26 protein-coding genes, 1 tRNA gene, 1 other RNA gene and 1 pseudogene are annotated in these 26,957 nt (G+C 69.1%); 16 read left to right on the forward strand and 13 right to left on the reverse strand.

Going from position 1 to position 26,957, the window contains the following annotated elements:
• Positions 1 to 202, reverse strand: a pseudogene (locus MKK88_RS29555) (Holliday junction branch migration DNA helicase RuvB); the annotation flags it as partial.
• Positions 203 to 448: 246 nt separating this feature from the next.
• Between MKK88_RS29555 and MKK88_RS29560 the strand changes: the two are divergent.
• Together MKK88_RS29560 and MKK88_RS29565 are read left to right on the forward strand one after the other, a co-directional pair.
• The gene (locus tag MKK88_RS29560) at positions 449 to 679 is read left to right on the forward strand and encodes a hypothetical protein (RefSeq protein ID WP_244006423.1); all 231 of its coding nucleotides are present in this window, start codon (positions 449 to 451) and stop codon (positions 677 to 679) included.
• A 138-nt stretch (positions 680 to 817) separates the two neighbouring features.
• Positions 818 to 1,195 (forward strand): hypothetical protein, encoded by a 378-nt coding sequence (locus tag MKK88_RS29565; RefSeq protein ID WP_244006430.1) that lies wholly within the window; start codon positions 818 to 820, stop codon positions 1,193 to 1,195.
• On the opposite strand, the gene MKK88_RS29570 is transcribed toward MKK88_RS29565, so the two are convergent.
• Entirely contained in the window at positions 1,170 to 1,523 is a 354-nt protein-coding gene (locus MKK88_RS29570) for a hypothetical protein (RefSeq protein WP_244006437.1), read from the reverse strand. The two genes, MKK88_RS29565 and MKK88_RS29570, sit on opposite strands and share 26 nt — an antisense overlap.
• Before the next feature lie 73 nt (positions 1,524 to 1,596).
• On the opposite strand from MKK88_RS29570, the gene MKK88_RS29575 reads away from it, so the two are divergent.
• Both MKK88_RS29575 and MKK88_RS29580 read left to right on the forward strand, forming a co-directional pair.
• Positions 1,597 to 2,490, forward strand: a complete 894-nt coding sequence (locus MKK88_RS29575) for a GGDEF domain-containing protein (protein ID WP_244006444.1) — start codon at positions 1,597 to 1,599, stop codon at positions 2,488 to 2,490.
• Between the two features lie 215 nt (positions 2,491 to 2,705).
• A complete protein-coding gene (locus MKK88_RS29580; RefSeq protein ID WP_244006446.1) occupies positions 2,706 to 3,392 on the forward strand; it encodes a response regulator transcription factor in 687 nt (228 codons plus the stop codon).
• 37 nt (positions 3,393 to 3,429) lie between these two features.
• Here the strand turns inward: MKK88_RS29580 and MKK88_RS29585 are convergent, their stop codons facing one another.
• A complete protein-coding gene (locus tag MKK88_RS29585; protein ID WP_244006448.1) occupies positions 3,430 to 4,644 on the reverse strand; it encodes a DNA topoisomerase IB in 1,215 nt (404 codons plus the stop codon).
• Between the two features lie 146 nt (positions 4,645 to 4,790).
• Here MKK88_RS29585 and MKK88_RS29590 point away from each other — a divergent pair, with 146 nt between their 5' ends.
• The 4 genes from MKK88_RS29590 to MKK88_RS29605 all read left to right on the forward strand — a co-directional run bounded on the left by MKK88_RS29590 (position 4,791) and on the right by MKK88_RS29605 (position 8,560).
• A complete protein-coding gene (locus tag MKK88_RS29590) occupies positions 4,791 to 5,966 on the forward strand; it encodes a glycosyltransferase family 4 protein (RefSeq protein ID WP_244006450.1) in 1,176 nt (391 codons plus the stop codon).
• Positions 5,967 to 5,968: 2 nt separating this feature from the next.
• Entirely contained in the window at positions 5,969 to 6,628 is a 660-nt protein-coding gene (locus MKK88_RS29595; RefSeq protein ID WP_244006452.1) for a class I SAM-dependent methyltransferase, read from the forward strand.
• 187 nt (positions 6,629 to 6,815) lie between these two features.
• A complete protein-coding gene (locus tag MKK88_RS29600) occupies positions 6,816 to 7,406 on the forward strand; it encodes an NAD(P)H-dependent oxidoreductase (protein ID WP_244006453.1) in 591 nt (196 codons plus the stop codon).
• Positions 7,407 to 7,942: 536 nt separating this feature from the next.
• Positions 7,943 to 8,560, forward strand: coding sequence for a cytochrome b (locus MKK88_RS29605; protein WP_244006455.1), 618 nt, complete (start codon positions 7,943 to 7,945; stop codon positions 8,558 to 8,560).
• A 2-nt stretch (positions 8,561 to 8,562) separates the two neighbouring features.
• Here the strand turns inward: MKK88_RS29605 and MKK88_RS29610 are convergent, their stop codons facing one another.
• Both MKK88_RS29610 and MKK88_RS29615 read right to left on the reverse strand, forming a co-directional pair.
• Positions 8,563 to 9,474 carry an AprI/Inh family metalloprotease inhibitor gene (locus MKK88_RS29610; protein ID WP_244006457.1) on the reverse strand — a complete coding sequence of 304 codons (912 nt, stop codon included), beginning with the start codon at positions 9,472 to 9,474 and terminating at the stop codon, positions 8,563 to 8,565.
• Entirely contained in the window at positions 9,456 to 10,421 is a 966-nt protein-coding gene (locus MKK88_RS29615; RefSeq protein ID WP_244006459.1) for a 2-hydroxyacid dehydrogenase, read from the reverse strand. The genes MKK88_RS29610 and MKK88_RS29615 overlap by 19 nt, the downstream gene beginning before the upstream one ends.
• Positions 10,422 to 10,659: 238 nt before the next feature.
• Between MKK88_RS29615 and leuC the strand changes: the two genes are divergently transcribed.
• Entirely contained in the window at positions 10,660 to 12,072 is a 1,413-nt protein-coding gene (leuC, locus tag MKK88_RS29620; protein ID WP_244006466.1) for a 3-isopropylmalate dehydratase large subunit, read from the forward strand.
• Between the two features lie 67 nt (positions 12,073 to 12,139).
• Positions 12,140 to 12,224: transfer RNA gene (locus tag MKK88_RS29625), tRNA-Leu, on the forward strand.
• A 199-nt stretch (positions 12,225 to 12,423) separates the two neighbouring features.
• Here the strand turns inward: MKK88_RS29625 and MKK88_RS33980 are convergent.
• From MKK88_RS33980 to MKK88_RS29655, 4 genes are all read right to left on the reverse strand, one after another.
• On the reverse strand, positions 12,424 to 15,135 hold the full coding sequence (locus MKK88_RS33980) for an EAL domain-containing protein (protein WP_279602613.1): 2,712 nt from the start codon (positions 15,133 to 15,135) through the stop codon (positions 12,424 to 12,426).
• A 522-nt stretch (positions 15,136 to 15,657) separates the two neighbouring features.
• Positions 15,658 to 16,046: a transfer-messenger RNA gene (gene ssrA / locus MKK88_RS29645) on the reverse strand.
• A gap of 217 nt (positions 16,047 to 16,263) precedes the next feature.
• A complete protein-coding gene (locus MKK88_RS29650; RefSeq protein ID WP_244006472.1) occupies positions 16,264 to 16,575 on the reverse strand; it encodes a hypothetical protein in 312 nt (103 codons plus the stop codon).
• 233 nt (positions 16,576 to 16,808) lie between these two features.
• Complete coding sequence (locus MKK88_RS29655) at positions 16,809 to 17,321, reverse strand: DUF892 family protein (RefSeq protein ID WP_244006474.1); 513 nt, start codon at positions 17,319 to 17,321, stop codon at positions 16,809 to 16,811.
• 322 nt (positions 17,322 to 17,643) lie between these two features.
• Between MKK88_RS29655 and MKK88_RS29660 the strand changes: the two genes are divergently transcribed.
• Positions 17,644 to 18,723: a phosphoesterase gene (locus tag MKK88_RS29660; RefSeq protein WP_244006476.1), complete on the forward strand. Its 1,080-nt coding sequence runs from the start codon at positions 17,644 to 17,646 to the stop codon at positions 18,721 to 18,723.
• The gene (locus tag MKK88_RS29665; protein ID WP_244006478.1) at positions 18,720 to 19,409 is read left to right on the forward strand and encodes an SDR family NAD(P)-dependent oxidoreductase; all 690 of its coding nucleotides are present in this window, start codon (positions 18,720 to 18,722) and stop codon (positions 19,407 to 19,409) included. The genes MKK88_RS29660 and MKK88_RS29665 overlap by 4 nt, the downstream gene beginning before the upstream one ends.
• A gap of 27 nt (positions 19,410 to 19,436) precedes the next feature.
• On the opposite strand, the gene MKK88_RS29670 is transcribed toward MKK88_RS29665, so the two are convergent.
• A complete protein-coding gene (locus MKK88_RS29670; protein WP_244006480.1) occupies positions 19,437 to 20,513 on the reverse strand; it encodes a tartrate dehydrogenase in 1,077 nt (358 codons plus the stop codon).
• Positions 20,514 to 20,619: 106 nt separating this feature from the next.
• Positions 20,620 to 20,826 carry a hypothetical protein gene (locus MKK88_RS29675; protein ID WP_244006482.1) on the reverse strand — a complete coding sequence of 69 codons (207 nt, stop codon included), beginning with the start codon at positions 20,824 to 20,826 and terminating at the stop codon, positions 20,620 to 20,622.
• 653 nt (positions 20,827 to 21,479) lie between these two features.
• Here MKK88_RS29675 and MKK88_RS29680 point away from each other — a divergent pair.
• Positions 21,480 to 21,653 (forward strand): hypothetical protein, encoded by a 174-nt coding sequence (locus MKK88_RS29680; RefSeq protein ID WP_244006484.1) that lies wholly within the window; start codon positions 21,480 to 21,482, stop codon positions 21,651 to 21,653.
• Positions 21,654 to 21,670: 17 nt separating this feature from the next.
• Here MKK88_RS29680 and MKK88_RS29685 read toward each other — a convergent pair whose 3' ends face one another.
• Both MKK88_RS29685 and murI read right to left on the reverse strand, forming a co-directional pair.
• Entirely contained in the window at positions 21,671 to 22,384 is a 714-nt protein-coding gene (locus MKK88_RS29685) for a cache domain-containing protein (RefSeq protein WP_244006491.1), read from the reverse strand.
• Positions 22,385 to 22,509: 125 nt separating this feature from the next.
• On the reverse strand, positions 22,510 to 23,385 hold the full coding sequence (gene murI, locus MKK88_RS29690; protein WP_244006493.1) for a glutamate racemase: 876 nt from the start codon (positions 23,383 to 23,385) through the stop codon (positions 22,510 to 22,512).
• Positions 23,386 to 23,648: 263 nt separating this feature from the next.
• Between murI and egtB the strand changes: the two genes are divergently transcribed.
• Genes egtB through MKK88_RS29705 form a run of 3 tightly spaced genes read left to right on the forward strand, consistent with a single transcriptional unit; the run spans position 23,649 to position 26,956 of the window.
• Positions 23,649 to 24,917 carry an ergothioneine biosynthesis protein EgtB gene (gene egtB, locus MKK88_RS29695; RefSeq protein ID WP_244006495.1) on the forward strand — a complete coding sequence of 423 codons (1,269 nt, stop codon included), beginning with the start codon at positions 23,649 to 23,651 and terminating at the stop codon, positions 24,915 to 24,917.
• Between the two features lie 18 nt (positions 24,918 to 24,935).
• Complete coding sequence (egtD, locus tag MKK88_RS29700) at positions 24,936 to 25,895, forward strand: L-histidine N(alpha)-methyltransferase (protein WP_244006497.1); 960 nt, start codon at positions 24,936 to 24,938, stop codon at positions 25,893 to 25,895.
• Positions 25,896 to 25,918: 23 nt separating this feature from the next.
• Entirely contained in the window at positions 25,919 to 26,956 is a 1,038-nt protein-coding gene (locus MKK88_RS29705) for an adenylate/guanylate cyclase domain-containing protein (protein WP_244006498.1), read from the forward strand.
• Position 26,957 lies beyond the last annotated feature (1 nt).

The following is a 26,957-nucleotide window of genomic DNA, read 5'->3' on the forward strand; positions in this document are numbered from 1 at the left end:
GCCCGGGCGGCCCGACGAACAGGACGTGGTCCAGCGCCTGGCCGGTCTTGCGGGCGGCCTCGATGAAGATCTGCATGTTGGCCCGGGCCGCCCGCTGGCCGATGAACTCGGCCAGGCTCAGCGGGCGGATCGTCTGATCCACGTCCTCGGTCCGCTTCTCCGGAGTCAGGAGCGCATTCGTCGGCGGTTTCGGCTTGCTCATGAAACTCTAGTTTCCGGACCCGCGCGTCGCAGACCGAGCCCGACCGATCCCCAGGCCGAGACCGCTGCAACGCGCCGGGCGCCGCGTGTGGGCCGGATCTCCTTAACGGCGATTGGCGGGAAGTCTAAGCGCCGCCATCGGATGCGCGGCCGCACACATCATCCACCGCGCGCGATGAAACCGAAGCGGCGGCCCGCGCATTTCTGCACCGAACCCCCAAGCACGGCCGTAGGGCGCCCCTTTCGCATGACTTTCCGAACGACCGCACTTGGCGCGGCCAGCGCCGCGCTTCTTCTCATGACCGCGACCGCACAGGCGTCGGGTGAACCCGCAAACACCAAGGTCGCCGATGCCGGCCCGCAGGTGCATGCCGTCGCCGCCGACCGGGACGACGAGGTCAGCTGCAGCCGGGCCCGCCGGCGTCTCTGGATCGAGGGGGAGGGTTGGGTCGTCCGTCGCATTACCACCTGCCGCTGACCGCGATCCGACCCGCCATCGCGGTCCAGGGCGCCGACGTTACGCAGTCTTCGCGACTGGAGCATCGGAACGGGCTGGGGTCGGGTCGGTTCTCCAGGCTCCTGCGCGCCACGCGCGCCGACAGATCGGAACCGGCCCATGGCGATCCGGACAATCCTGCCTCTCCTGGCGCTCGTGGTCGCGGCGCCCGCTTCGGCCCAAGGTTACGGGGCCGCCCTTCCGTATGCGCCGGCCTACGCGGACGGGTATGGCTTCGCCGGGGAATTCGTGCGGGGCGATTATATCGGCGCCCCGCTGACCCGGGTCCCGAGCCCGACGCAGATCGTCCCGTCGCCCTGGAGCTACGGCACCTATGGCGTCCCCACGGTCTCAGGCATCGCGCCGGCCCCCGCGGCACGGCCGACGCTCACGGTGATCCGCGCCGCCGGCCCCAGGGGGCGCCAGCACCTTGGGGCCGTGGCGGAGGAGCGGACGGCCGGCGCGCAGATCATCACGGTTCAGGTTCCCCGTCGCTGAGCCCGGCGTACCAATCCGCGTAGGGTGTGGTGCGGACGAGGTGCCGGTTGAGATCCGGCGCCCCGTCGCGCCACCAGACCGGTCCACGCTCCCCCAACCCGACCTTGGCTGCATCGACCTGAGCGCGGGCGGCCGCGAGGGCCCCGGCGGCACCCGCATCGCCGTCACGCTCGGCCTGCTTGGCCGCTTTCACCGCACGGCGCGCCGCCATCAGTTCGGCCACCAGATGGGTTCGACGATCCGCCGAGAGATCGGGATCGGCGCAGCGCCAAAGTCGTCCACGGACAATGATATAGCGCCGGTCAGGGGTACTTATTGACCTACTCATATTGTTATCCAAACCGTTTGTAGTGAGTTAAGTCTTGCGCGGTAGACTGCGGATATCGTGTCCAGGTCACGCCATGCAGATCGTCATCGTCGATTCAAGCCGCGTCGTTCTCCAGATTATCGCGTCGCTGATCGAGCCCCGGGGTCACGCCGTGCACGCCTTCACGGATTCGGTGCAGGCCCTCGCGTTCCTCAGATCGGCACCCGAGGTGCGCGTCCTCATCACCAGTCTCGAGGTCCGGCCGCTGTGCGGGCTCGAGCTGTGCTGGTCGGCCCGCCTGCTCGCGGAGGAACGGGGGCCGTTGCACGTGATCACGATGTCGTCTGCCCGGAACGTCCGCAGCCTCGCCGAAGCCCTCGATAGCGGCGCCGACGACTTCATCGAGAAGCCGCCGAGCGCCGAGGAGCTGAACGCGCGGCTGCGCGCCGCCGAGCGCCTGACCACCATGCAGGAGGAACTGATCCGCCTCGCCGAGACGGACCCCCTGACCGGTGCCCTCAACCGGCGCGCCTTCTTCAACCGGGCCCGCCTCGCTGCGGAGCAGAATGGTCGAGAGGGCGGCGTCTCGGCGATCCTAGCCGATATCGACCATTTCAAGCGCATCAATGACCAGTATGGACACGATGTCGGCGACCGCGCGATCACGGCCGTAGCCGATCTGATCGCTCAGGAGGGCATTGGCGGTCGGCTCGGGGGCGAGGAATTCGCCCTGGTCCTGCCAGGATGCGGCATTGCCGGCGCGACCGCGCAGGCCGAGCGCCTGCGCGCCGGCGTGCAGGACCTTCGGATCCGCGCGGGCAACGCCACGGTCTCGATGACGTGCAGCTTCGGCGTCAGCAGCTGGACCAACGGCGACAGCGTCGAAGCGTTGGTCAAGCGTGCGGATGTCGCCCTCTACGCAGCCAAGACCAGCGGACGAAACCGCGTCGTGGCGTCCTCGCGGGACACAATGCCAGTCGTCGCGTAATGAACCAGCCGCGCTGGCCCATATTGGCACGCCCGCATTAAGCATGACGCGACCATTTCCCGGAATGGGACGCAACCTCAAAGAAATACCCGGATTTGGCGGCTTATATGCCGATATAAAGCTTAATATTTCCCAATTCGTGTTGGAACAGTTCTTGGAACTAATCCTCCGATCCCAGTCGCCTGTATCGAGCTGGGAGAGCGGAGTGCGAGGCAATGAGTACCGCCGTTGGCGTCCTGATCTTGGATGAGCCGCAGGACCTGAGCGCGACTGTTCGCGCAACCCTGGAACACATGCCGGAATTCCACACGATCGGCGAGGCTGATCTGGAGATGGCCGATGCCGGGTCCGCGGTCGCCCTGGTCTTCCTCGATGAGATCCGGCTCGCCGACGGGATCGCCCGCATTGTCGGCCTGAAGGAGCGGCAGCCGAACCTGCGCACCCTGGTGGTGTTCGGCGCGCTGACGGCCGACGACCTGCGCGCCCTGCTGGCCGCGGGGGCCGACGCCTTGGTGGCGCGCTCGAAAGCCCCACGGGACCTCGCAGCGGCGCTGCTCGCCCTGGCAGAGGGCTCAGACTGTCTCGTGCCGCCGGAGCAGCCCCTGGCGCTGGTGCATGAGCCGGCCGACAGCCTCGGCCTCACGCCGCGGGAGGCGGAGGTTCTGCGCTTTCTCAGCTCGGGCTTCAGCAACAAGGAAGTGGCCCGGCGCCTCGCGCTCAGCGTGCGTACGGTGGAGACGCATCGGCTCAACCTGCGCCGCAAGACGCAGACCGGCCGGCTCAAGGACCTCGTCTCCCTGGCGCGCCAGCTCGGGCTGGCCCCGGTGGTGGACACCGCCGATCAGGTCCGACGCAACCCCGACCGGCGCTCGGCGGGTAACGACAGCCAGTCCCGGCACTGATCGGGATGTGGTGAGGTCGCGCGGCCACGGTGGCGCCTCAGGCGGCACCGGCCCGCGCGTCGGCCCCGGCGCGCGACGGGCGTTGCGTCTTCGTGGCCGATGGCTTGCGACGCACCGTCCCCGGCGAACCCAGCTTGGCGGCCGGCTTGACCCGCTTGCCGCTCCGGGCCGCGCTTTCGCTGGCCGACAGCCGCGCCTGGAGCAGTGCCAGCACCGCGGCCTCCTCGGAGCGGAGGCTGGAGAGATCCTCGCTCAGCTCGGATTCCACGACGTCCTTCACGTGCAGGAGCAGCCCTCCCTCCATGTAGCTGTCGAGGATCTGCGGATGGATGTAGCACTTGCGGCAGATCGTCGGCGTGTTGCCCAGACGCCCTGCGACGCTCTCGATCGCGGCCCGGACGTTGCGCTTGGCGGCCGCGTCGCTGTCGAAGCTCTCGAACTCCCGCAGGGCCAGCGCGGCCAGCACCGTGCCGGCCCAGGTGCGGAAGTCCTTGGCGGTGAAATCCTCGCCCGTGACCTCGCGCAGATACGCGTTCACGTCCGAGGAGGTGACGTCGCGCTGCGTGCCGTCCGCGTCGATGTACTGGAACAGCTCCTGCCCGGGCAGGTCCTGGCAGGCCTTCACGATCCGGGCGACGCGCCGGTCCTTCAGGGAGACGTCCCAGATCTTGCCGCTCTTGCCCTTGAAGCGGAACGACAGGGCCGAGCCCTCGATCCGGACATGGGGGTCGCGCAGGGTGGTGAGCCCGTAGCTCTTGTTGGTGCGCGCGTAATCATCGTTGCCGACGCGGATCAACGTCGTCTCGAGCAGGTGGACGACGGTGGCGAGCACCTTGTCGCGGGAGAGACCCGGCCGTCTCATGTCGGCACCGACCCGCTGGCGGAGAGCCGGCAGGGCGTTGGCGAAGGCCATGATCCGCGAGAACTTGTCGGCCTCCCGGGCCTGCCGGAAATCCGGATGATAGCGGTACTGCTTGCGCCCCTTGGCGTCCCGGCCGGTCGCCTGGATATGGCCGTTGCGCCGGGGGCAGATCCAGACATCCGTGTAGGCCGGGGGGATGGCGAGCGATTTGATGCGGGTCAGCACCGCCTTGTCGCGCACCGGGGCGCCCCGGGCATCGAGATAGCGGAAGCCTGTGCCGCTGCGCTTGCGGGTCAGGCCCGGCCGGCGGTCATCGACGTAGGTCAGCCCGGCCTCCTCGGCCGCTTCGCGCAGGTTCCTGCCGCCCTCTTCCGTCTCGACAGCCGCCATCGCCCATTCCTCCCGCATACGCCGCCGGATGCCCGCCCGGCGAGAAGGCTCTGGTCAACCGGTCGCGCGCGCGCGCTGTTCCGAGCCCTGATCGGGCCTGCGCATCCGCCGCAGGCCCACCGGCCGCGGCGTGCTAGAGGGTTGTGATGGATTCTGACGCCCCCCCCGGGAACACCTCCGCAACCTTGCCCGCCCCGATGCGCCACCTCGCCTTCGTGGTGACCGAGGATTGGTTCTTCGCCTCGCATTTCCTGCCGATGGCCCGGGCCGCCATCGCGATGGGGCTATCGGTCTCGGTCGTCACGCGGGTGCGCGCGCATCGCGCCGCCATCGAGGCGACCGGCGCCCGGGTCGTGCCCCTGGAGGCAGAGCGGTCGAGCCTCAACCCCATGGCGGCGGGCTACGCGGCCGGGCAGCTCGCCGGGAGCCTGAAGGCGCTCCGGGCCGATATCGTCCACTGCATCGCGCTGCGCGGGATCCTGATCGGCGGCACGGCCGCCGCGATGGCGGGCATCCCGGCGCGGGTCTACGCCCTGACCGGGCTCGGCCTCGTGGGGGCCCGCAGCGACCGCCTTGGATACGCGGCGCGGCTCGCCCTGCGCACGCTGATCCGTGGCCCGCTCGCCTCTTCGCGCACCCGCTTCCTGTTCGAGAACCCCGACGACGCCCGGGCGCTGGGCCTCGATCCGCTGGACCAGTCGGTCACCGTCATCGGCGGCGCCGGAGTCGACCCGGCCGCCTACGGGCCGCAGCCGCTGCCCCCGATGCCGCCCCTGCAGGTGGCCGTGGTCGCGCGCATGCTGTGGTCGAAGGGGATCGACGTCGCCGTGGAGGCCGTTCGCCTCGCCCGCGCGCAGGGGGCCCCGGTCGCGCTGGACCTCTACGGCGCGCCGGACCCGTCGAACCGGCGCGCGATCACCGAGGCGACGCTGCGAGACTGGAGCCGCGACGGCGTCGCGTGGCACGGGCCCACCACCGATGTGGCCGCTATCTGGGCATCACACCACGTCGCCTGCCTGCCGTCCCGGGGCGGGGAGGGGCTGCCGCGCACGCTGCTGGAGGCCGCCGCCTGCGGCCGGGCGCTGGTCGCCTCGGACGTCCCGGGTTGCCGCAGCCTCGTGCGCGACGGCGTCGAGGGCCTGCTCGTGCCAGCCGATGACGCGCCGGCTCTGGCCCAGGCCTTGGTTCGGCTGAGCCGCGATCCGGCGCTCGTGGCCGGTCTCGGTACGGCGGCGCGGGCGCGGATTGAAGCCGGGGGCTTCACCGAGGTCGCGGTGACCGAGGCCGTCTGCGCCCTCTGGCGCGACCTGCTGGAGGGTTGAGGATGCGCCCGCCCGACGATCCGGAAGGCTTCATCCGCGCCAACACGCGCCTGCTGCCGGTGCCGCACGCCCCGGAGATCCGGCTCCACGTCGCCGACGAGGCGACCGCCCTGTGGGAGAAGACCGAGGAGGAGCTGGGGGCGATCGGCCTTCCGCCGCCGTTCTGGGCCTTCGCCTGGGCGGGCGGTCAGGCGCTCGCGCGCTACATCCTCGACAATCCGGCGCTCGTGACCGGCGCCAGGATCATCGACTTCGCGTCGGGGTCCGGCCTCGTGGCGATCGCCGCGGCGCGGGCCGGCGCCCGGACCGTGACCGCCAGCGACCTCGACCCCTTCGCCATGGCGGCGATCCGCCTGAACGCTGCCGCCAACGACGTGGCAGGCGTGATCGAGCCGACCTCCGACAATCTCCTCGGGACGGAGCCCGCGGTCGACATCGTCCTGGCGGCCGACGTCTTCTATGAGCGCGACCTCGCCGAGGCGGTGACGGCGTGGCTGTGCAGGCTGCAGGCCCGTGGCGTTCAGATCCTGATCGGCGATCCGGGCCGGACCTACCTGCCGCGCGAACGGCTCGAGTGCCTGGCGAGCTATTCGGTTCCGGTCTCGCGATCCCTGGAAGATGCCGAGATCAAGCGCAGCCACGTTTGGCGGTTGCGGCCATGAGCATCGCCACGAGCATCGCCACGAGCATCCATCCCGATCGATTCACCCAATCGCGACCTGCGGGCGCGTCGAGGGTTCTTCCGGGACCGAAATGCGCTACCCTCGATCGGGCCGACGCGGCGTGTCGGGCAGGCGCCAGATCGTTTGACGACCCGAACCCGGGCGTCCCGCCGCGAAAGGTGATCCGATGAATAAGCCGTTGAGCGCCATGCCGCATCCCGCCCGCGTCGTTGCCTTCTCGGGAAGCGCCAAGCGCCCGTCCCGAACCCGCATCCTGGTCGAGGCGCTCGGGGCCGAACTCGGCCGCCTGCGCCGGATCGACCTGACGGTCTACGACCTGATCGATGCCGGACCGGGCCTCGGTGCGACGCAGCGCGACGAGCTCTCCGCGCCAGCCGCCCGGCTGATCGAAGCGATCGAGGGCGCGGACGCACTGATCGTCGGAACGCCTGTCTATCAAGGGGGTTACGCCGGTTTGTTCAAGCACGTGTTCGACTTCGTGGATCCCGCCCGCATGGCCGGGATGCCGGTGGCGATCACCGCCACGGGGGGCGGATTGCGCCACGCCCTGGTGGTCGAGCACAGCCTGCGGCCCCTGTTCGGCTTCTTCGCCGCGCACGTGGCGCCGACCTCGGTCTATGCGGGCTCCGACGACATGGCCGACGGCCAGATCCTGGACCCGACGGTCGCGGCCCGGGTCGGCTCGGCGGCGGCGGAACTCGCAGCCCTGATCGACGTGGCGCGGCCGGTGGATGTGGCCGTCCTGAACGCGCGGTAAGGCGCTCTGGAACCGGGGCACGGTGGTCAGGTTTCGAGGCACACGCTGAACCCGCCTCTCGCTCCCCCCTCCGCGGGCTACGACGCTCCGCATCGGGATCGGACGCCGCGGAACCGCGGCAGAGCGCGACGCTCCCCCTCTCTCGAGCGGGGGGTCGGGGTGAGGGACGAGAACTTTCCGTATGGGGCACGCCAGCGACGCACCGGTCAGGTGCGGCTCGCTCGAAGGGAATCCGCTCTCTCACCCGGCTTTCTGCGAAGGCAGGCCTCTCCCCCGCGGGAGCGGGGACCCGCGCTCGATCCTGAACCAGCATGTCCCGACCTGTTGCGTGAACCCAAGAACCCGCAGCGGAGGGAGGAATGCGGATGCAACCATGCCCATGCTCGGCCCCGAACCTGTGCGTTCGTGGGTTGCTGATCCGCATCGCCGCCCTGCCGCGGACTCGAAATCGCTTTCGGAAGCGATGCTGTAGCGCACTCCCCGGGATCGCAGCCGGCCCTAGGTCCTGACGGGACCACGCACACGGGCGAGGGATGATGTCAGGTTCTCCGATCACGATCGGCAAGGCCGCACCGACGGCACTGCCCGCCACATACGTCACGGCCACCGGAATGCCGCGCTACAATCCGGTCTCGCAGGCCCTGCATTGGCTGACAGCCGCCCTCGTGCTTGCGGTCCTGCCGCTCGCCTGGGTGGCGATCAGCCTGCCGCCCGCGCCCGCCAAGGGCACCATGTTCACCCTTCACAAGTCGGTCGGCCTGACGATCCTGGCGATCGTGGTCCTGCGGATCGTCTGGCGCATGATCCGGCCCGCGCCGCCGGATACCCAGGCGCCGCGGCTCCTGACGCTGATCGGACGCGTCAACCACTACCTGCTCTACGCGATCTTCCTGATCATGCCGATCAGCGGCTACCTGCTGAGCGCCTTCTCGGGGCGCGACACGCCGTATTTCTGGCTGTTCACGATCCCCGGCCTGACCAAGGACGAAGGCCCGCAGAGGATCGCGGAATCGATCCATGTCGTCGGACAATGGTTCGTCTATGCCCTGGTGCTCCTGCATCTCGCCGGCACCGCGTGGCACCTGATCGTCCGCCGCGACGGGCTTCTGGAGCGGATGCTGCCGGTCCAGGATGGCCGGAATTCGTCGCTTTAGGACTACTCAACGCGGCGCAGCACGAAGGTCGTGCCGACCTCCGGATCGCGCCGCCAGCGCCCGTCGCCGCCCGGCACGAGGTCGATGGTGTGCCCGCGCTTGGCCGTAAGGGTCATCCGGCCGTTGGCGTAGCGCCAGCGGACCGGATCGAAGACCTCCAGCCCGCCGTCGTGGCAGCCCGGGACGATGTGGACGCCGCCGCCGGCCCCATCCAGCGTGACCCGACAGGTATCGCGTTCCTGGAAGCGGTCGAGGGCGTAGGTTCCCGGGGCGGGCGATGGCCCGGCCGTCGCTACGGGCGCCTGGAGTTCGGCCGGAACCGGTGCGGCTGCCTGGAGGGCCGCGGGCTTCGAGGCCGCCGCCGTTTCCGGCTCGGCCTCCGCGGCCGCCGCGCCGCCCGGACGCATCGCCACGGTATCGAGGGGTACGAGGCTGTACGTCTCGCCGTTCTCCAGCTTGGCCACGTAGCTGCGCTTGTCAGGGCGGTGGAAGAATTCCAGGATCGGCCGGACATTGCGGTCGACGAGCCGAAGACCCCTGTCGACGAACAGCCAGCCGGCCATCCCGTTCATGATCGGCAATGCCCGCCGGCACCCGGCGGGGAAGCGCAGGCGTCGCCCGGCCTCGCCGCTGTCGAGGACGAGTGTCATGACGCAGCGCCGGTTGGTGCCGTCGCGCGACAGGTCCCAGGTCCCAGGAACCTCCCCGACCCTCTCCGGTAGGCCCGGCGGGGCAGGGGACGCGGACAGGGGCGCGGCGGGGGGCGTGGCGGCCGGTGCCGCGAAGATCGGCATGTCCGTCGCATCCGGTTCGGATGGGACCGCGGGATCGTCCTGCGCCGTGGCCGGCCATGGCGACAGGGCGAGGGCAACCAGCAGGGCGACCGATACCGGCTTCACGATTTCGGGCTCCACGGCGTCTCGGCGACGGGCGTCAGCGGGCCCCGCCCCTCGAACCACGAGACGACGTTGTCGACGACGAGCTGGGCCATCGCCGCACGGGTGTGCTCGGAGGCCGAGCCGACATGCGGCAGCAGCACCGTGTTGTCGAGGGCGGCGAGGTCCTCCGGCACGTGCGGCTCGTTCTCGAACACGTCGAGGCCCGCCCCCAGGATCGTTCCGGCCTTCAGAGCCGCGGTGAGCGCCGCCTCGTCGACCAGGGTGCCCCGCGCCACGTTGATCAGGATGCCCTCCGGCCCCAGCGCCTCCAGGACGGCGGCATCGATCAGCCCGCGGGTCTCGGGCCCACCGGGCGCGACCACGATCAGGATGTGGACCGCCCTGGCCATGCCGATCAGGCTGTCGTGATAGGTGTAGGGCACATCCGCCTGCCGGCGGCGGCCGTGATAGTCGATGGCGACCCCGAAGCTCTCCAGCCGATGGGCGATCGCCCGCCCGATCCGGCCCAGCCCGAGGATGCCGACGCGCCGCCCACGCAGCGAAGCGGTGAGCGGGAAGGGGGCCTTCGGCCAGTGGCCGGCGCGCAGGTAGCGGTCGGCCTGCGGCAGCCGCCGTAGGGTGGCGAGGGTGAGGCCGATCGCGAGATCGGCAACCTCGTCGGTCAGCACGTCCGGCGTGTTGGTGACGACGATGCCGCGCGCGTGCGCCGCCCCGGCATCGACCGCGTCGTAGCCGACCCCGAAATTGGCGATGAGTTCGAGCTTCGGCAGCCGGTCCATGAGGGCGGCATCGGCCCCGCCGCCGACCACCAAACCCCGGATCTGCGGTCCGACCTCGGCGAGCAGCGCGTCGGGATCCGCCGCCTCCGCGAGCCTGTGGACGACGTGCCGCCCCTCGAAGGCCGCCTCAACCAGCGGGTGCATCTTCCGCAGGAACAGGATCTCGGCCGGCGCATCAGGCATCGTTCACTCCCACGTTCGGCCGTTCGGCACCGCGGCCGGCTCCCTGCTTCCGGCATAGGGCCTCGACGGGGTGAAACGCCAGCGGGATACGATGGTGACGGTGACATCCATCCGCCGGCGCCGGGCGGCTATCTGACAGGGGCGGGGCTCGCCTCTTTCGCAAACCCCGCGCGATGCCTACTAAGGAAGCCGCACCATCGCGAGAGTTCTGCACCGCTCCATCTGAAGACGAAGCCCGATGACCAGCCCGCGCACCCTCTACGACAAGATTTGGGACGACCACGTCGTCGATGTCCAGCCGGACGGCTCCAGCCTCCTCTACATCGACCGGCACCTCGTTCACGAAGTGACGAGCCCGCAGGCGTTCGAAGGCCTTCGCGCGGCTGGCCGAAAGGTCCGCCACCCGGAGAAGACTCTGGCGGTGGTGGACCACAACGTCCAGACCTCCGACCGCTCCAAAGGCATCGACGACCCCGAGAGCCTGACCCAGCTCGAGGCGCTCGCCGAAAACGTGCGCGACTTCGGCATCGAGTTCTACGACGCCTTCGACCGGCGCCAGGGCATCGTCCACATCATCGGGCCGGAGCAGGGCTTCACGCTGCCCGGCCAGACCATCGTGTGCGGCGATTCCCACACCTCGACGCACGGCGCCTTCGGGGCCCTGGCCCACGGCATCGGCACCTCGGAGGTCGAGCACGTGCTCGCCACCCAGACGCTGGTGCAGCGCAAGGCCCGGAACATGCGCGTCACCGTCGACAACACCCTGCCGCCGGGCGTGACCGCCAAGGACATCATCCTGGCGATCATCGGCGAGATCGGCACGGCGGGCGGCACCGGGCACGTGATCGAGTATGCCGGCGAGGCGATCCGTGCCCTCTCGATGGAGGGCCGGATGACGATCTGCAACATGTCGATCGAGGGTGGTGCCCGCGCCGGCATGGTCGCCCCCGACGCCGCGACCTTCGCGTACGTGAAGGACCGGCCGAAGGCCCCGAAGGGCGCGGCCTTCGAGGCCGCATGCCGCTACTGGGAAAGCCTCGTCACGGACGAGCGCGCCTTCTTCGACCGCGAGGTGCGTCTCGACGCGGCCAACCTGCCGCCGATCGTCAGCTGGGGCACCAGCCCCGAGGATGTGATCTCGGTCCAGGGCCGTATTCCCGACCCGTCCGAGATCGTGGACGAGAACAAGCGGCAATCCAAGGAGAAGGCGCTCGCCTATATGGGCCTCACGCCGGGCACGCGGATCACCGACATCACCCTCGACCGGATCTTCATCGGCTCCTGCACCAACGGGCGGATCGAGGATCTGCGCGAGGTCGCGCGGGTGGTCGGCGACCGCAAGGTGCACGAGGGCGTCTCGGCGATGATCGTGCCGGGCTCAGGGCTGGTGAAGGCGCAGGCCGAGGCCGAGGGTCTCGACAGGATCCTGAAGGCGGCGGGCTTCGACTGGCGCGAGCCGGGCTGCTCGATGTGCCTGGGCATGAACCCGGACAAGCTGCGGCCGGGCGAGCGCTGCGCTTCGACCTCGAACCGCAACTTCGAGGGCCGCCAGGGTCCGCGCGGGCGCACGCATCTGGTCTCGCCCGCGATGGCGGCGGCGGCGGCTGTGGCCGGACGGTTCGTCGACATCCGGGAATGGCCACGGGGCTGAAATCGTGATTGACGGCGGCGGCCCGGTTGCCTAAACGGAGCCGTCGCCGGCCGATAGCCGGCGGCATGCCCAGGTGGCGGAATTGGTAGACGCGCTGGTTTCAGGTACCAGTCTCGCGAGAGGTGAAGGTTCGAGTCCTTTCCTGGGCACCAATTGACGGATGTGAGCCCGCCAAATTGTTGGCGGGCTTTATCTTTTTCGGGACATGGCATCCCGGCGCACGCCAACCGGGCCCACCGACCGGCGATATCCTCGGCGCGACCCCGTTGCCGGATGGCGGCACCGTCGCGGTGTAGGCAGGGGTGACCGGTTCGGCGCAGGAAAGCGCGCATCCCGTCAGGCGCGCATGGGCTACGCCATCTCTTCGGCCGTCATCACGATGTCCCGGTAAGATTCGATCGGGCGCGGGCGCCCGGTCAGATAGCCCTGCATCTCGGTGCAGCGATGATCGCGCAGGAAGGCGAGCTGTTCCTGCGTCTCGATGCCCTCAGCGATCACCGGCATACCGAGACTCTGACCGAGCGCGATGATCGCCTTGACGATCGTCATGCCCTTATGCGTGATGCCAATCTGCCCGATAAACGTCCTGTCTATTTTGAGGCGGTCGAACGCGAAGGATTGGAGCGTCAGCAGGGAGCTGTAACCGGTCCCAAAGTCGTCGATCGCAATACGGACGCCGTGAGTTTTGATGTTCTGCAAAACACGTCGCGCGCGTGTCGTATCTTCAAGAAACAAGCTTTCCGTAATCTCCAGTTCAAGCCTGCGCGGATCCAGGCCGGTTTCGGCCAGAACCGAGCGCACGAATTCCGGCAGATCCGATTGCCGGAATTGGGCGATGGACAGATTGACCGCGATGCCCAACGGCCGTGCCCATCCTGCAGCTTCGTCACAAGCCGCGCGCACCACCCACTCGCCTAACGGCAGGATCAGGCCCGTCTCCTCGGCAAGCGGGATGAATTGCGCCGGCGGGATCGTCCCGCGGATCGGGTGATTCCAGCGCAGCAGAGCCTCGAATCCGGTGACGTCACCCGCCGCGACCTCGACCTGCGGCTGGTAGTGCAGCTGCAACTGATCGGTGCCGATCGCCGCACGGAGATCGCGGGCGAGCTGATGACGGTCGCGCGCCGCGCTATCCATCGCGGGCTCGAAGTAGCTGAACGTGCCCTTGCCCTCGCTCTTGGCCCGGTAGAGGGCCATGTCGGCAGCCTTGAGCAGTTGCGTGTACGTATCGCCGTCCCGCGGGAAGACCGCCACACCGACGCTGCACCCGACATCCACGCGGGCTTCATCCAGCTGGAACGACGCCGTGAGGGAGTCGATCAAGGCGCGGGCTGCGTCACCCGGCGCGTCGGCCGATGTGAGACCCGTCGCCAGCACCGCGAATTCGTCGCCGCCGAGGCGCGCGGCGGCATACCGTACGCCGATCTTGCGACGCAGGCGGTTCGCCACCTCGATCAGGAGCGTATCCCCGGCGGGGTGGCCAAAGACGTCGTTGATCTGCTTGAAGCCGTCGAGATCGACGCACAGAAGCGCGGCCTCGCCCTCCGTTGCCGCGAGGGCTGCGAGTTCGCGTTCAACGGTTTCCTGGAAGAGCCGCCGATTCGGCAGGGCGGTCAACGCATCGTGCCCCGCCAGGAAGCGCAACTGCTCTTCGGCACGCCGCCGTTCGGTTATGTCCTCGTGGGTGCAAACCCAGCCGCCGCCCGGAACCGGGGCCCGAACGATATCGATGGCCCGACCGTCGTCGAGTTCGGCGACCGTCCAGGCGCGTTTATCCCCCGGCGGCTCGACCAGAAGGTTCGCACCATCCCGCACGGCGACCAGACGCGACGCGACGTATCCGCGGATCGCCTCGGCCGTGACCCCCTGACCGCGCAGGTGATCGGGTATCGTGTAGAGTTCGGCGAAACGCGCGTTCATGATGACGAGATGTCGCCGGTCGTCGAACAGACAGAGCCCCTGGGCCATGTTGTCGAGCGCGACACCGAAGGCGGCATGCTGGCGCCGTGACTCGCGTTCTGCGCGGCTGCGTTCGTCCGCACGACCCTGGTGCTCGCGGTCGCGCAGCCGACGCGCGACGGAAAAGCTCAAGCCGATCAGGCAGGCCGCGAGCAGAGTCGCACTGACGATCACCGCTGCGGCCTGCTGACGGAAGGGGGCCAGCGCCGCTTCGGCCGTGCGGCTCACGATGAGCATCATGGGATAGTTGTTGAGCGCCTGCACCGCGACGACGCGGTCGCGTCCGTCGATCGGACTGACGAGGCGCATGGTCCCGTTGGGTGTGCCCTCGGCGGCCAATAACGTCGCCGAACTCCTCGGAAAGACGTTGCCGGTGGCATCGTCCCGGCGCGGATAGCGCACCAGCAGCACGCCATCCCGCCGGAAGACGCCGATCACGTAGTCTTCGGCCGGGACGATTCGGCGATACAGGTCCTCAAAGTAGTTCAGCTCGACTGCGCCGAGAATCATGCCCAGGAACGCACCATCTGGAGCCGAGACCTTGCGGGCGACATAGATCGTCCACACCCCGTTGCCGCGGTTGCGCACCGGCTGACTGACGAAACGCTGCAAGGATGGATCGGACGCCAGAGCCTGGAAGTAGTCGCGATCCGATAGATCGACCTCGGGAATCGGCCAGTAGCGGCTGAAATTGAGGAGCTTGCCCCGGTGATCCAAAATCGTGATGGCGTTGACCTGCGGCAGGGAGGCGATGCGGGTCTTCAATTCCTGATGGAGATTGTGTCCGCTGGCGGCAGCTGCATAGGTAACCGCATCGGTGACATGAGCCTCGTGGAACTCGCGGATGACCTCCTCCTGCGCGAGTTCCATGGCCTGGAGCGAGCGGTCGGCTTGATCGGCCAGAATCGTCGCGAGGCTCGTCAGACCGCGCGTGACGTCGCGCGTCGACTGATGATGAAGATTCACGACCGTCGCGACCGCCGCGAAGGCGATCACCGCTGCCAGGATGCCGCAACTCGTGATCGGCGACCTTCGCAGACGGGTCGACGCGTCTCCCAGCACTGAACGGAAGACTCGCATCTGCGCCGGACTCAGCTCACTCAAAATGCCTCGGGGACATTCAGATGCAGCTGAACCGACGAATGAAGTGTTACGGATCAGAATGAAGCGGAGGCAACTCTTGGTCACATCGTCTTAAGCAAGACCTGCGCTTGGTTTTGTCGATCGGCGGCTGACGGTTCGAGAACTCGAGGGTGGCCGGCATCCCCTGGACAGCCGCTTGCGCCGCGGAACGGCGCATCGGACGCCTGATCGATGGGTAGAGGCCAAGGGCTGTCGACTGACGTAGCGGAGCCCAAGCTCGACTGGATGGGAAGCTGGCGGACCGGCCTACCGGCGCGACAGCGCGTCCTTCGCGGCGTGCGACCAGATCGGGCGGCGGATCGTCAAGGCGAAGGGCTGGGTCCCGGGGCACTGCTGGCCTTCGAGAGGGGCCGCCCTGACGAACGGCGGAGCTCACGGGGCCATGCGAGACCGGACCCGGCCCCAGTTTGCATTCCGGTTCCGTGCGGTCGGCCGATCCTGGTCATCGAAGGAAGAGGCGGGCCCCGAGGCCGAAGCCCCGGGTTCTGTTGCTAGGCGTGCCCACGCCCCGGAAGATTACGCCGCGAGGCGCATCTCCATGCCGACGTTGTCGTTGGCATTTAGAGTTTTGGTCAGGTGCTCGGAACGGGGGTTACCCGCGCTGAGCCGGTCGAGTCCTTACCGAAAGCCGCATCTTACCCTGCCGAAGCAGGCCAGAACTCGCGATCCCTTTACCGCCCAGTCGAACCTGTTTCACCCCCACAAGAAGCACCCTGGTAGCGCGCTGTCCGCAACGCCGGACGCGAACCCTTCCCCCGTGCGGTATCCGGGGCAGGATGCTTCTGGTGGAGGCGCCGGGTACCGCCCCCGGGTCCTGAAGCGTTATTATGAACCGGTCATCAACCTCACGAGCACCTTACGCTGAAAGGTGCCCCCCGTCTACGGTTTGAGTTGCAGCCCGGGCCGGCACCGCGCGGAGCTCTTTCGTCCGACGGGGCGAGTTCGGGCTGTCCCCATCCCCTGTGCGAGGGGGAGGCCGGCACCGGCTGGCTGATCGGTCCGATACGACGCGCACAACCCGGAGCCTCCCCACCGACTTGTCGCGCGATCCGTCCTGACCCGCCCCATCACCCGGTCGGCGGCGCGGCTTCAGTACCGAACGTTGGCGAATCCGGACCCACTCCGGCCGACGATTCTCTGGATGACGTCCCGGGTTGATGGGCTGAGGCCGCCGTCACCGCGCAGGCGGCGCCCATCCGCGCGTTCGAGGCGCGCGACATCGTCCGAGCATCGGTTTAGCGCGTCGCGGACCCGCGACGAGAGCGGCGCACCCCGCGGCGCCGGGGCGCCACCCATCTCGAACCGGAGGCAGGACGCGAGATAGCCCTTCAGGTCGTCGAAGGCGGCGGCATCCGCGCTCGATGTGAGGACGACGAGGAGCAGGACGGATCGTATGAGCATGGGACGCTCCGGACGGAATCGAACGACGCTGACAACGCGCGGACGGAGTTTTGGTGGCGGGGGGAGGGTTCGGAGGATTGACCGCACCCTCTCACAGCTCCGCTGACCGGCGGAACGCGACGCGTGCCCATCCTGTCGATCGGGGCCCGCACCGCCGCCCGTGACCGGTGCGGCTTTTCGGTCGATGCGCGCCCGACGTGGTCATCGGCGAGGCGCGCATCGCCGAGATGCGCTTAGCTGTCCGCCTTCCGACCGGCGAGCGTCAGGTCGAGATAGGTGCTGGTGACCGGCTCGATCAGCGCCGCAATCTCCTCCGCTGCCTTGGTCTCCTCATCGGCAGCCTGGCGGAAGGTTTTGGCCTGATCCGACTTCCCGGCCCGCTCGGCGATGACAGCCAGCGACCGGTAGGCGGCAACCTGATCGTACTGGTAGGCGTACCCCGCGTAGAGGTTCTTGAGCGTCTCGTCCTGTGCGGCGGCGTGGACCACCGCCCCGATCGACCCCGCCACCTTCGTCACTGTCTCCTTCAGCGTCGAGGGACTCTCGCCGAGGGTGGCCAGAGCCTGTTCGAGACGCGCGATCTGCGTTTTCGTGGCCTCGGCGTGCCGGCGCAGGACGGTCGCATAATCCGGATATTGCTCGAGGCCCGACAGCTGGCGCTCGATCTGTTCCAGGCCCTGCTTCTCCAGAGCGCGGGTGTTGCGAAGCGCGGTCGCGTAGATCGATCCGATATCCGTGGCTGACATACAGTCGTATCTCCGTAATATTACTATTTCCGGCTGCAAACGCCCCGGTGTTACTGCCGTTCCTCACGATTGATGCGACGAAAGCGCCGCACGCTCGACCCTCGCCCGCGCGAGATCTTCACATCGCGCCCCGATTTCGGTGGTTGACGGCGGAGACGTGCGGATCCCCTGCGGCAAGTGGCGCAGCAACCCAGCCCCATGCCCCGCGGTTGGCGCAGGGATTCGTTCGAAAACGGGGTGGCGGCACGCATGTTCGAGAGCGGTTACAGCCGGCCCGCGATGGCCGACGCAGCGTGAGCCGGCCCCTGCTGGAACGACGGGCGTGACGGACCTCGCCGCCCATGGCGCCGCATTCGTTCGGGCCGTCGCCGGCTTCGGACCGGAGCCAGCCATCCTCTGCCACGATGACGCGGACGGCCTGTCGGCCGGCGCCATCTTCGGACGCGCCTTGGACCGCGCCGGATTGGGACCGGGCGAGATCCGGATCGTCGGCCGTGGCGAGTCGGCCTGGTCGAGCACGCTGCGCGATGAACTGGTGGCCCGGAGGCCCGGCGACCTCGTGGTGACCGACCGCGGCGTGCAGGCCGGCGCCGTTCTGCCCGGTGTACCGACGGTGCTGGTCGATCATCACGTCCCGCACTCCCGGCCCGAACCCGCGGGCGCGATTGGGATCAGCGGCCATGCGGAGGAACCGGTCCCAACCTCCAGCCTGCTCGCCTTCGCCTATGCGATGGCCTTGTCGACCGCGGGCTCGGACGGCCCCGCGGATCTCGCGTGGCTCGCCGGGATCGGCCCCGTTGGCGGTCTCGGGGATCGCGGCGCGTCCAAAGACTTCCCCGGTCTCCTGGGGCCGCTGCTAGAGACCCATACCGCCAAGGCGCTGCGTGAGGCCGTGAGCCTCGTCAACGCGCCGCGGCGCCCGGCCTCGGGCGGTGCGCGACCGGCCCTGCGCCTGCTCCTCAAGGCGACGGCCCCCGTGGATATCGTCGAGGGGACCGATCCGGATGCCGCCCGCCTGCGTGACGCCCGCGCCGAGGTGAAGGCGGCGCTGGACGCCCCCCGGAGCGTGCCCCCGCTCTTCGCCGGACCCGTGGCGCTGATCCGGTGCGACTCGCCCTGCCAGATCCATCCGCTCGTCGCGCAATCCTGGACCGGCCGGCTGCGCCGACAGGTGGTGGTCGGCGCCAATGCCGGGCTCCGGCCCGGCTTCGTGCATTTCGCCGCGCGGAGCGCGGCGGTGCCGGACCTGATCGCATTCCTGCAGGAGCGTGCGCCACCGCTCGGGCCGGACGACCAGTTCGCCCAGGGGCACCGACGCGCCACCGGCGGTCAGGTGCGGGTCCAGACCTGGAACCGCTTCGTCGCGGGTCTCGGCTTCGGGCCGGAGGCTCAGGTCCCGTGAGCCGGCGCCGGGCCCTGATCGTCGGAGCCTCCCGGGGGCTCGGCCTCGGCCTCGTCACCCGGCTGCTCGAACAGGGCTGGGACGTGACCGCTACGGTGCGCCGCCCGTCGGCGGCCCTCGCCGATCTGGCGCGACTCGGCCCCCTTCAGATCGAAACCGGCCTCGATATCGACGACGATGCCGCGGTGGCCGCGCTCGCGGGCCGGCTCTCGGACGCGCCGGACTTCGAGTGCGTGTTCGTCGTGGCCGGCGTGGCCACCCAGGCCGGCACGCCGGCCGGTCTGATACCCCGCGCGGTCGCGGGCGCGGTATTCCAGACCAACGCCCTGAGCCCGATCCGCTTCGCCGAGGCGTTCCGCAAGCGGGTCACCCGGGACGGCCTGATCGTGCTGATGACGTCGAAGCTCGGATCCGTTTCCCTCAATCGCGGCGGCGGCTGGGGTAGCTATCGGGCCAGCAAGGCGGCGCTCAACACCCTGGCCCGTTCGTTCGCGGGGCAGCATTCCGGTGCGGAATGGGGACTCGTCCTCATGCACCCCGGATGGGTCCGGACCGACCTCGGCGGCCGCCGCGCGGCTCTGGATGTCGAGACCAGCGCGCGCGGGATGGTCAGCGTGATCGAGGCGCGTCTGGGCCAACGCGGCTGCGTCTTCCTCGACTACACGGGCGCGCCATTGCCCTGGTGAGGGCCGCGCGCACCGGCGGAAAGGATCTCAGGCGTTGTCGCCGCGGATCGCCGCGATGACCGCATCGGTGACCTGCCGGGTGGTGGCCGTGCCGCCGAGATCGGGCGTGTGCAGGGTCGGATCCGCGGTCACGCGCTCCACCGCGCGCATCAGTCTTTCGGCAGCCGGCGCCTCGCCGAGATGCTCCAGCATCTGGCACGCCGTCCAGAAGGTCGCCACCGGGTTGGCGATGCCCTTGCCGGTGATGTCGAAGGCCGAGCCGTGGATCGGCTCGAACATCGACGGGAAGGTGCGTTCCGGGTTGATGTTCGCCGTCGGCGCGATGCCCAGGGAGCCCGCCAGCGCCGCCGCGAGGTCCGACAGGATGTCGGCGTGGAGATTGGTCGCCACGATCGTGTCGAGGGTCTCGGGCTTCATCACCATCCGCATGGTCATGGCGTCGACCAGCATCTTGTCCCAGGTGACGTCGGGAAAATCCTTCGCGACCTCGGCGGCGATCTCGTCCCACATCACCATGGCGTGGCGCTGGGCGTTCGACTTGGTCACCACGGTCAGCAGCTTGCGCGGGCGGGATCGGGCCAGCTTGAAAGCGTAGCGGATGATCCGGTCGACGCCGGAGCGGGTCATCATCGAGACGTCGGTGGCGACCTCGCTGGGATGGCCCTGGTGGACCCGGCCGCCCACGCCGGCATACTCACCCTCCGAGTTCTCGCGCACGATCACCCAATCGAGTTCCGGCCCCGAGACATGGCGCAGCGGGCTGGTGATGCCCGGGAGGATCCGGGTCGGGCGGACATTGGCGTATTGGTCGAAGGGCTGGCAGATCGCGAGCCGCAGGCCCCAGAGGGTGATGTGGTCGGGCACGTCCGGCGCCCCGACCGCCCCGAAGAAGATCGCATCGTGATTCCGGATCCGGTCGCGGCCATCGGCCGGCATCATGACCCCGTGCGCCTTGTAGTAATCCGAGCCCCAGTCGAAATGATCGAACTGGAACCGGAAGGTCCCGGTCTTCTCGGCCAGCGCGTCGAGCACCTCGATACCGGCGGCGATGACCTCGACGCCGATGCCGTCCGCCGGAATGGCCGCGATGGTGTAGGTCTTCATGGTGTGCCTCCCAGGACAATCAGCCTCGGGCGATGCGGGCCGGCGCTTCGCCTAACTGGGGTCGCGACGATCCCCAATGACCCGCGACCGTCTCCGCGTAACCCGCTCAGGGCAGCCGCGGGGATCCCAGGCGCCACGCCCCCCGCGGGAAGCGCCAGCCCCGCTTCCGCCCGAACGACCGGCGCGGATCGGGCGCAGCCGCTTCCGCGTCCCGCCGGGCCGCCCGCGGCCCGTAAGCCGCTCCGATCGCCACCAGGGCCGCGGCACCGATCAGGGCCGTCAGCGTCGCGCCCCAGAACAGGTTCTCGAACATCGCGCGCCCCGGCCGAGGTTTTTGGTCCCTTCCTATTAGACCACAATCAGTCGCGACCGAAACTGGACAGCCGCAGCCCCTCATCCTCACCAAAAGTATTTCGGTGGGTATTTGTGGATATCGACGATAGGGGATGCGTCCACCGCGCGGAACCCGGCCTGACCGCAGGAACCGAACCGCGGATTTCGCCCCCTCCGGAAGACGGGGGCGGACCCGCTTCCGGCGATCCTGCGCATTCACATCGTGAAAGCCGACCGTTTTAATCTTCGGATAGAGCGCCGCCATCCCGGGCATCGGATTCTGAGCCCTGACGAGCGAGGGCACCCGGGCAGCGCAGGATATCATCACGGCCGGGGGCCAGTCGGACCCGCTCCGTCAGACCAGGGCTCGTGCCGCCGGTGCGCTTGTGCTGGCCTGAACCAGGATCGCAGCCGGCTACGAGGGGGCGCAAATCGTCGACCCTCTGAGCAAAACCCTTCACCCGGAGCGATCCCGGATCAAGACCATCAATGGCGGCCGGTTTGTCCGCTGACCGATGTCGGGCGGGGGCGAGGGGTTTCATAGACCCGCTCCGGGCGACATCCCGGGACATTTACGAAGCGTTCATCCTCCGGGTGTCCCCTTCGGGCTTCAGAGGCCCGAGCGAGGACGCGATGCCGAGCGATACGACCCAGCCGAAGGGCCCGATCCTGGAACCCTGGCGCATCCTGGCGCTCGCGCTGATCGTCGCCGCCAGCATGCTGTTCGTCCATTTGATCGTGCCCGCCGACGCCGCAGCGGATCCGGCCGAAGCGGTGCCGGCCACTGTTCATAGCCGGCTTCCGTAGAGCGGCGGCCCGGAACGTCACTCGCCCGGGGGTCGGGGGCCGCTGGCCTTGTCGAGGGCGGTCGCTGCGTCCTTCAGATCGCGCCGAGCCTGGGCGATCGCCGTCGCCCTCTCGGATCCCTGCGCGTTGAGCGCTTCGAGAAAGGCGGTCCATTCGGCGCGGGCGCTGGTCGGAATCACGCCGTCGAGCCGCTGGCGGAGTTGAGCGACACGGCCGTCCGCCGTCGCCACCTGGGGCGCCGCGACGTCGGCGTCGTAAACGCCGACCGCACAGGTCTGATCGCCGGCCTTGGTGTAATATGTGGTCTTCGGCTCCTCGACGGTGCTGCCGGGCTTCGGAAACAGGTAACGGATGACCGAGATCTGCCCGGGCTTGGCGGTGTCCATCATGGTCCGGATGAAGTAATTGCCCGTCCTGTCGTGAAGGTCGCGGACGTCGTGCCCCTTCAGGATCGGGTTCGGATGGGCCGACATGACACCGTCCGGTCCGACGCAGAACACGTAGGTGTCGGCGGTGCGGAAGCCCCGGGCCCCGTCGGTAAAGTCCTGAAGGGCCCGTGCCCTATCGGCTGCAAGGGCACGATCGACCCGGCCAAGCATCCAGGACGCGAACCCGTTCGGACTCGGATCGTCGCAGGCGGTGGGCGCCTCGCCGTCCCCGCACGCCCAGGTCGGATCTGTCGGTGCCAGTCCGAAGAGCAGCATGGCAGCAAGCGTTGCAGCTTTGCGCATAACGACGCCCCTCGAATGCAGCATATTCCGTCGAATCACTGCAATCAGAGACTGCATTCGCGAGCATTGCAAGCTGCGAAGACAGTTTTCACACGAACGTCAGTCCCGTCGCGCTCGGGAACGGCCTATTGCAGCGGCAATGGGATCGCTTCGACCGCGACCTCGCCGACCCCGTGGGCCGCCAGCGCGTTGCGCAGGGGATCGGTCAGGCAGGTCCCGGCCGTGAAGGAACCATGCGCTGCACTGTGACGGTCCGCATCGCGCGGCGCCGGGCCGATCAGCTGCACGACGCGCCGGGCGATGGCCGGCGCCGGGTCGATCCAGGTCACGGGCCAGGGCGCGAGGGCTTCGAGGCGCGGCAGCAGCAGCGGGTAGTGGGTGCAGGCCAGGCAGACCACGTCGGTGCGCCGCCCGTCCGCCCCGGTGACGAAGCAGGGCGCGATCTCGGCCGCGAGGGTGACATCGTCCACGGGGGCGCCGGCGAGCTCGGCTTCGGCATAGCCGGCGAGGTTCTGGGCGCCGACCAGGGTCACCGTACAGGCGCCGGCATAGGTGGCGATCAGGTCTCGCGTGTAGGAGCGGGCCACCGTGCCGGGAGTCGCCAGCAGGGAGACGAGCCGCGAGCGCGTGGCCGCGGCGGCCGGCTTGATCGGCGGCACCACGCCGACGAACGGCGTCGTGAAGCGCTGCCGCAGGGCGGGCAGCACCACGGTCGAGGCCGTGTTGCACGCGATCACCACGAGGTCGGGGTGATGGGCCGCGACCATCCGCTCCATGACGTCCAGCACCCGGGCCACGAGGGCCGCCTCCGTGAGCCGGCCGTACGGGAAGGCGGCATCGTCGCCGACATAGACGTAGCGGGCATCGGGGCGCGCACGCCGCAGCGCGTCGAGCACCGTGAGGCCGCCAAGCCCGGAATCGAACACGAGGATTGTCGGTTCGGCGCCGCCGCACAGAGCCGCGGCAGAGAGGCTGGCCCCGGCCATCAGATCAATCCGCATGTGAGGTCCGGACTCCCCGCGAGGGTCCCGAGATTCCGCATCGCTGGTTAAGGCTATCTCACTGCGGCGAGAGAAAGACCCGCGATCCCCGATCCTCTGGGTTAACCGCGCCGCCGCGACGGCGAATACCCCTCGAACGACATGAGGCCGGCCTGACTCCGCTGGTGGAGGTTGTCGGACCACGGCCAAGACATATCTTCTGCGCGCCAACCCGGGGCCGAGGATACGGCTCTCGGGGCGGCCGGAAAAAGAGGACGATCGTCATGGCAGCGACGGCCGCACGGCGCACGGACGACACGCGTGATCCCGCAGCGCCGGCCTTTCCGCCGCCGCCCGTCTCGGCGCGTCCGATCGACCGGGCGGCCTGGATCGCCGCCTACCGGCAGGTCCGGGGCGAGACCGAGCGCCGCGCCGGGCCGCTCTCCGCCGAGGATCAGCAGGTGCAGTCCATGGCGGATGCCAGCCCGACCAAGTGGCACCGGGCGCATGTGACATGGTTCTTCGAGCAGTTCCTGCTGCGCGAGCACCTGCCGGGCTACGCGATCTACGATCAGCGCCTGCACTACCTGTTCAACTCGTACTACGTGGCGGCCGGGCCGCGGCAGCCGCGCATCCAGCGCGGCATGATCACCCGCCCGACGCTCGTGGAGGTCACGGCCTATCGGATGCATGTCGACCGGGCGGTCGAGGCCCTGCTGGGCCAGGCCTCCGAGCGCGCGCTGGAGGCGATCCTGCCGATCCTGGAGATCGGGCTCTACCACGAGCAGCAGCATCAGGAGTTGCTTCTCACCGACATCCTGCACGCCTTCGCACAGAACCCGCTGAACCCGGCCTACGATGAGAACTGGCGGTTCCCGAAGCCCGCGGCGCAGCCGGGCCAGACCCGTCTCGACCGGGGCATCGCCTGGATCGGACACGAGGGGCCGGGCTTCTCCTTCGACAACGAGTCGCCGCGTCACGAGACGCTGATTCAAAGCGGCCGGATCGACCGGGCGCTGGTGACCAACCGCCAATGGCGCGCTTTCATGGAGGATGGCGGCTACGCCAAGCCCGAGCTGTGGCTCTCCGACGGCTGGTATGCCGGGCCGGCCGAAGGTTGGGAGGCCCCGGGCTACTGGCGGCGCGCCGGCGACGGCTGGGCCACCATGACGCTCGGCGGCGAGCGTCCGGTGGATCTCGACGCGCCGGTCACCCACATCAGCTACTACGAGGCCGACGCCTATGCCCGCTGGGCCGGGCGCTCCCTGCCGACGGAGTTCGAGTGGGAGGTCGCGGCCCGGGACGGCGGCCTGCCGGACGCGTTCGGACTCGTCTGGCAATGGACCCGCAGCGCCTACGTCGCCTATCCGGGCTACCGACCGTTGCCGGGCGCCCTGGGCGAATACAACGGCAAGTTCATGAACAACCAATTCGTGCTGCGCGGCTCCTCGGTGGCGACGCCCGAGGGCCATGCCCGGCTGCCGTATCGCAACTTCTTCTATCCGCATCAGCGCTGGCAGTTCACCGGCCTGCGCCTCGCCGATGCCGCCTGACGCGCCCCGGAGCGACCCGTGACCATCAACCCGACCTTTTCCGACCCGACCCCGGTCGCCCCGGCCTTCCTCGACGATGTGCGCGAGGGCTTCTCCCGCCCGCAAAAGGCGCTCTCGCCAAAATACTTCTATGACGCGGCCGGCTCGGACCTGTTCGAGAAGATTACCCGGCTGCCGGAATACTACCCGACCCGCACCGAGATCGGGATCCTGGACGGGCGCGGCCCGGAGATCGCTGCGCTGCTGCCGGCGGGGGCTGCCCTGGTCGAGTTCGGCAGCGGCTCGACCGTGAAGCTGCGCCGCCTGCTGCGGCACCTCGACAAGCTGGCGGCCTACGTGCCGGTGGACGTCTCCGGCGAGTTCTTGCGTGATCAGGCCGAGACCCTGAGCACCGATTTCCCGCACCTCCGTGTCGAGCCGGTGGTGGCTGATTTCACCCGGGACTTCGATTTGCCCGAAAGCCTCGCGGGCCTGCCGCGGGCTGGCTTCTTCCCGGGCTCGACCATCGGGAATTTCGAACCCGAGGAGGCCGAGGCGCTGCTCGCGCGGTTCGGGCGGATCCTGGGATCGGGGGCTCAAATGATCGTGGGCGTCGACCTCGTGAAGGACGCCGCCACCCTGGAGAATGCCTACGACGACGCCGCGGGCGTCACCGCGGCGTTCAACCTCAACCTCCTGACGCGGATCAATCGCGAGCTCGCGGGCCGGTTCGACCTCGACGCCTTCAGCCACCGGGCGGTGTTCAACCCGCAAGCCTCGCGGATCGAGATGCATCTCGTCGCCCGGGACGCGCAGGACGTGGCGGTGGGCTCCGACACGTTCGCGTTCGCGGCCGGCGAGACGATCCATACGGAGAGCAGCTACAAGTACACGGTCGACACCTTCCGGGCGCTGGCGGAGCGGGCCGGCTGGCGGTGGATCCAGGTTTGGACGGACGCGGACGGCCTGTTCTCGGTCCACGCCCTGCGGCTGGATTGAGGATCGGGGCGGCGGCCGGGCCGATGGGCTTCCGGCCGCCCTGGTTCGTCCTCGTCGCCCCCGCGCTCGGGGCGCTGGCGGGCCTGCTCTACGGGGCGATCTTCGATGTCGGCCCCCTGACCGGTGCGGCGATCCGTGGCGCGATCATCGGCACGCCGATCATGCTGTACGAGCGCCGGTTCCTGTTTCCCGCCCTGCGGGAGCGCATCCGGGGCCTCGCCACGCCCCTGTTCCTGCTCGCCACCGTGGCGCTCTACATCGGCCTGATCGTGGCCGGGAACGCCCTCGCCAGCACCGTGCTCAACCGCCTGTTCCGCTTCATGTACAGCGAGCGGAACGCGATGCTGATGACCGATACCGGCCTGCTCTACGCGCTCGCCATCTCGGCTGTCGTGGTGTTCGTGTTCCGCGTCCGCGACCTGATCGGCCCCGGCGTGTTCGCCAACCTGCTGATCGGGCGCTACCACCGGCCGATCGGCGAGGAGCGGATCTTCCTGTTCCTCGACGTGACCGGCTCGACGCGCTTCGCCGACCAGCACGGCGACCGGGCGGCGCAGGCCTATCTGGGGCAGGTGTTCAACGCCCTGGCGCTGCCAGTCTCCCGGGCCCGGGGCTCCATCGACGATTATATCGGCGATCTGGCATTGGTGACCTGGACGATGGAGCGTGGCATCCGCGACGCTGCCTGCCTGCGATGCGTGTTCGATTTCCAGGCGCGTCTTGCCGCCGAAGCCGAGTCCTGGCGCAGCCGCTTCGGACAGGTCCCGGAATTCCGGGCCGCGCTGCATTGCGGCCCGGTGGTCACCGCCGAGATCGGGCTGGAGCGGCACAAGATCGCGTATTTCGGCGATGCGGTGAACACGACCGCGCGGCTGGAAGCCCTTTCCAAGACGCTGGGGGTCCACGTGCTGGTCTCGTCCGATCTGCTCGACCGGATCGGGCCGCTGCCCGAAGATCTCGTGGCGTATGATCTCGGCGCCCATACCCTGCGCGGGCGGGAGGCACCCCTGGCTGTTGCCGCGATCCGGCAGCCCGCAACGGGGGCCATCAGGACCACCTGAG

It is taken from the genome of Methylobacterium sp. E-005 (assembly GCF_022829725.1).
Taxonomy (GTDB): Bacteria; Pseudomonadota; Alphaproteobacteria; order Rhizobiales; family Beijerinckiaceae; genus Methylobacterium.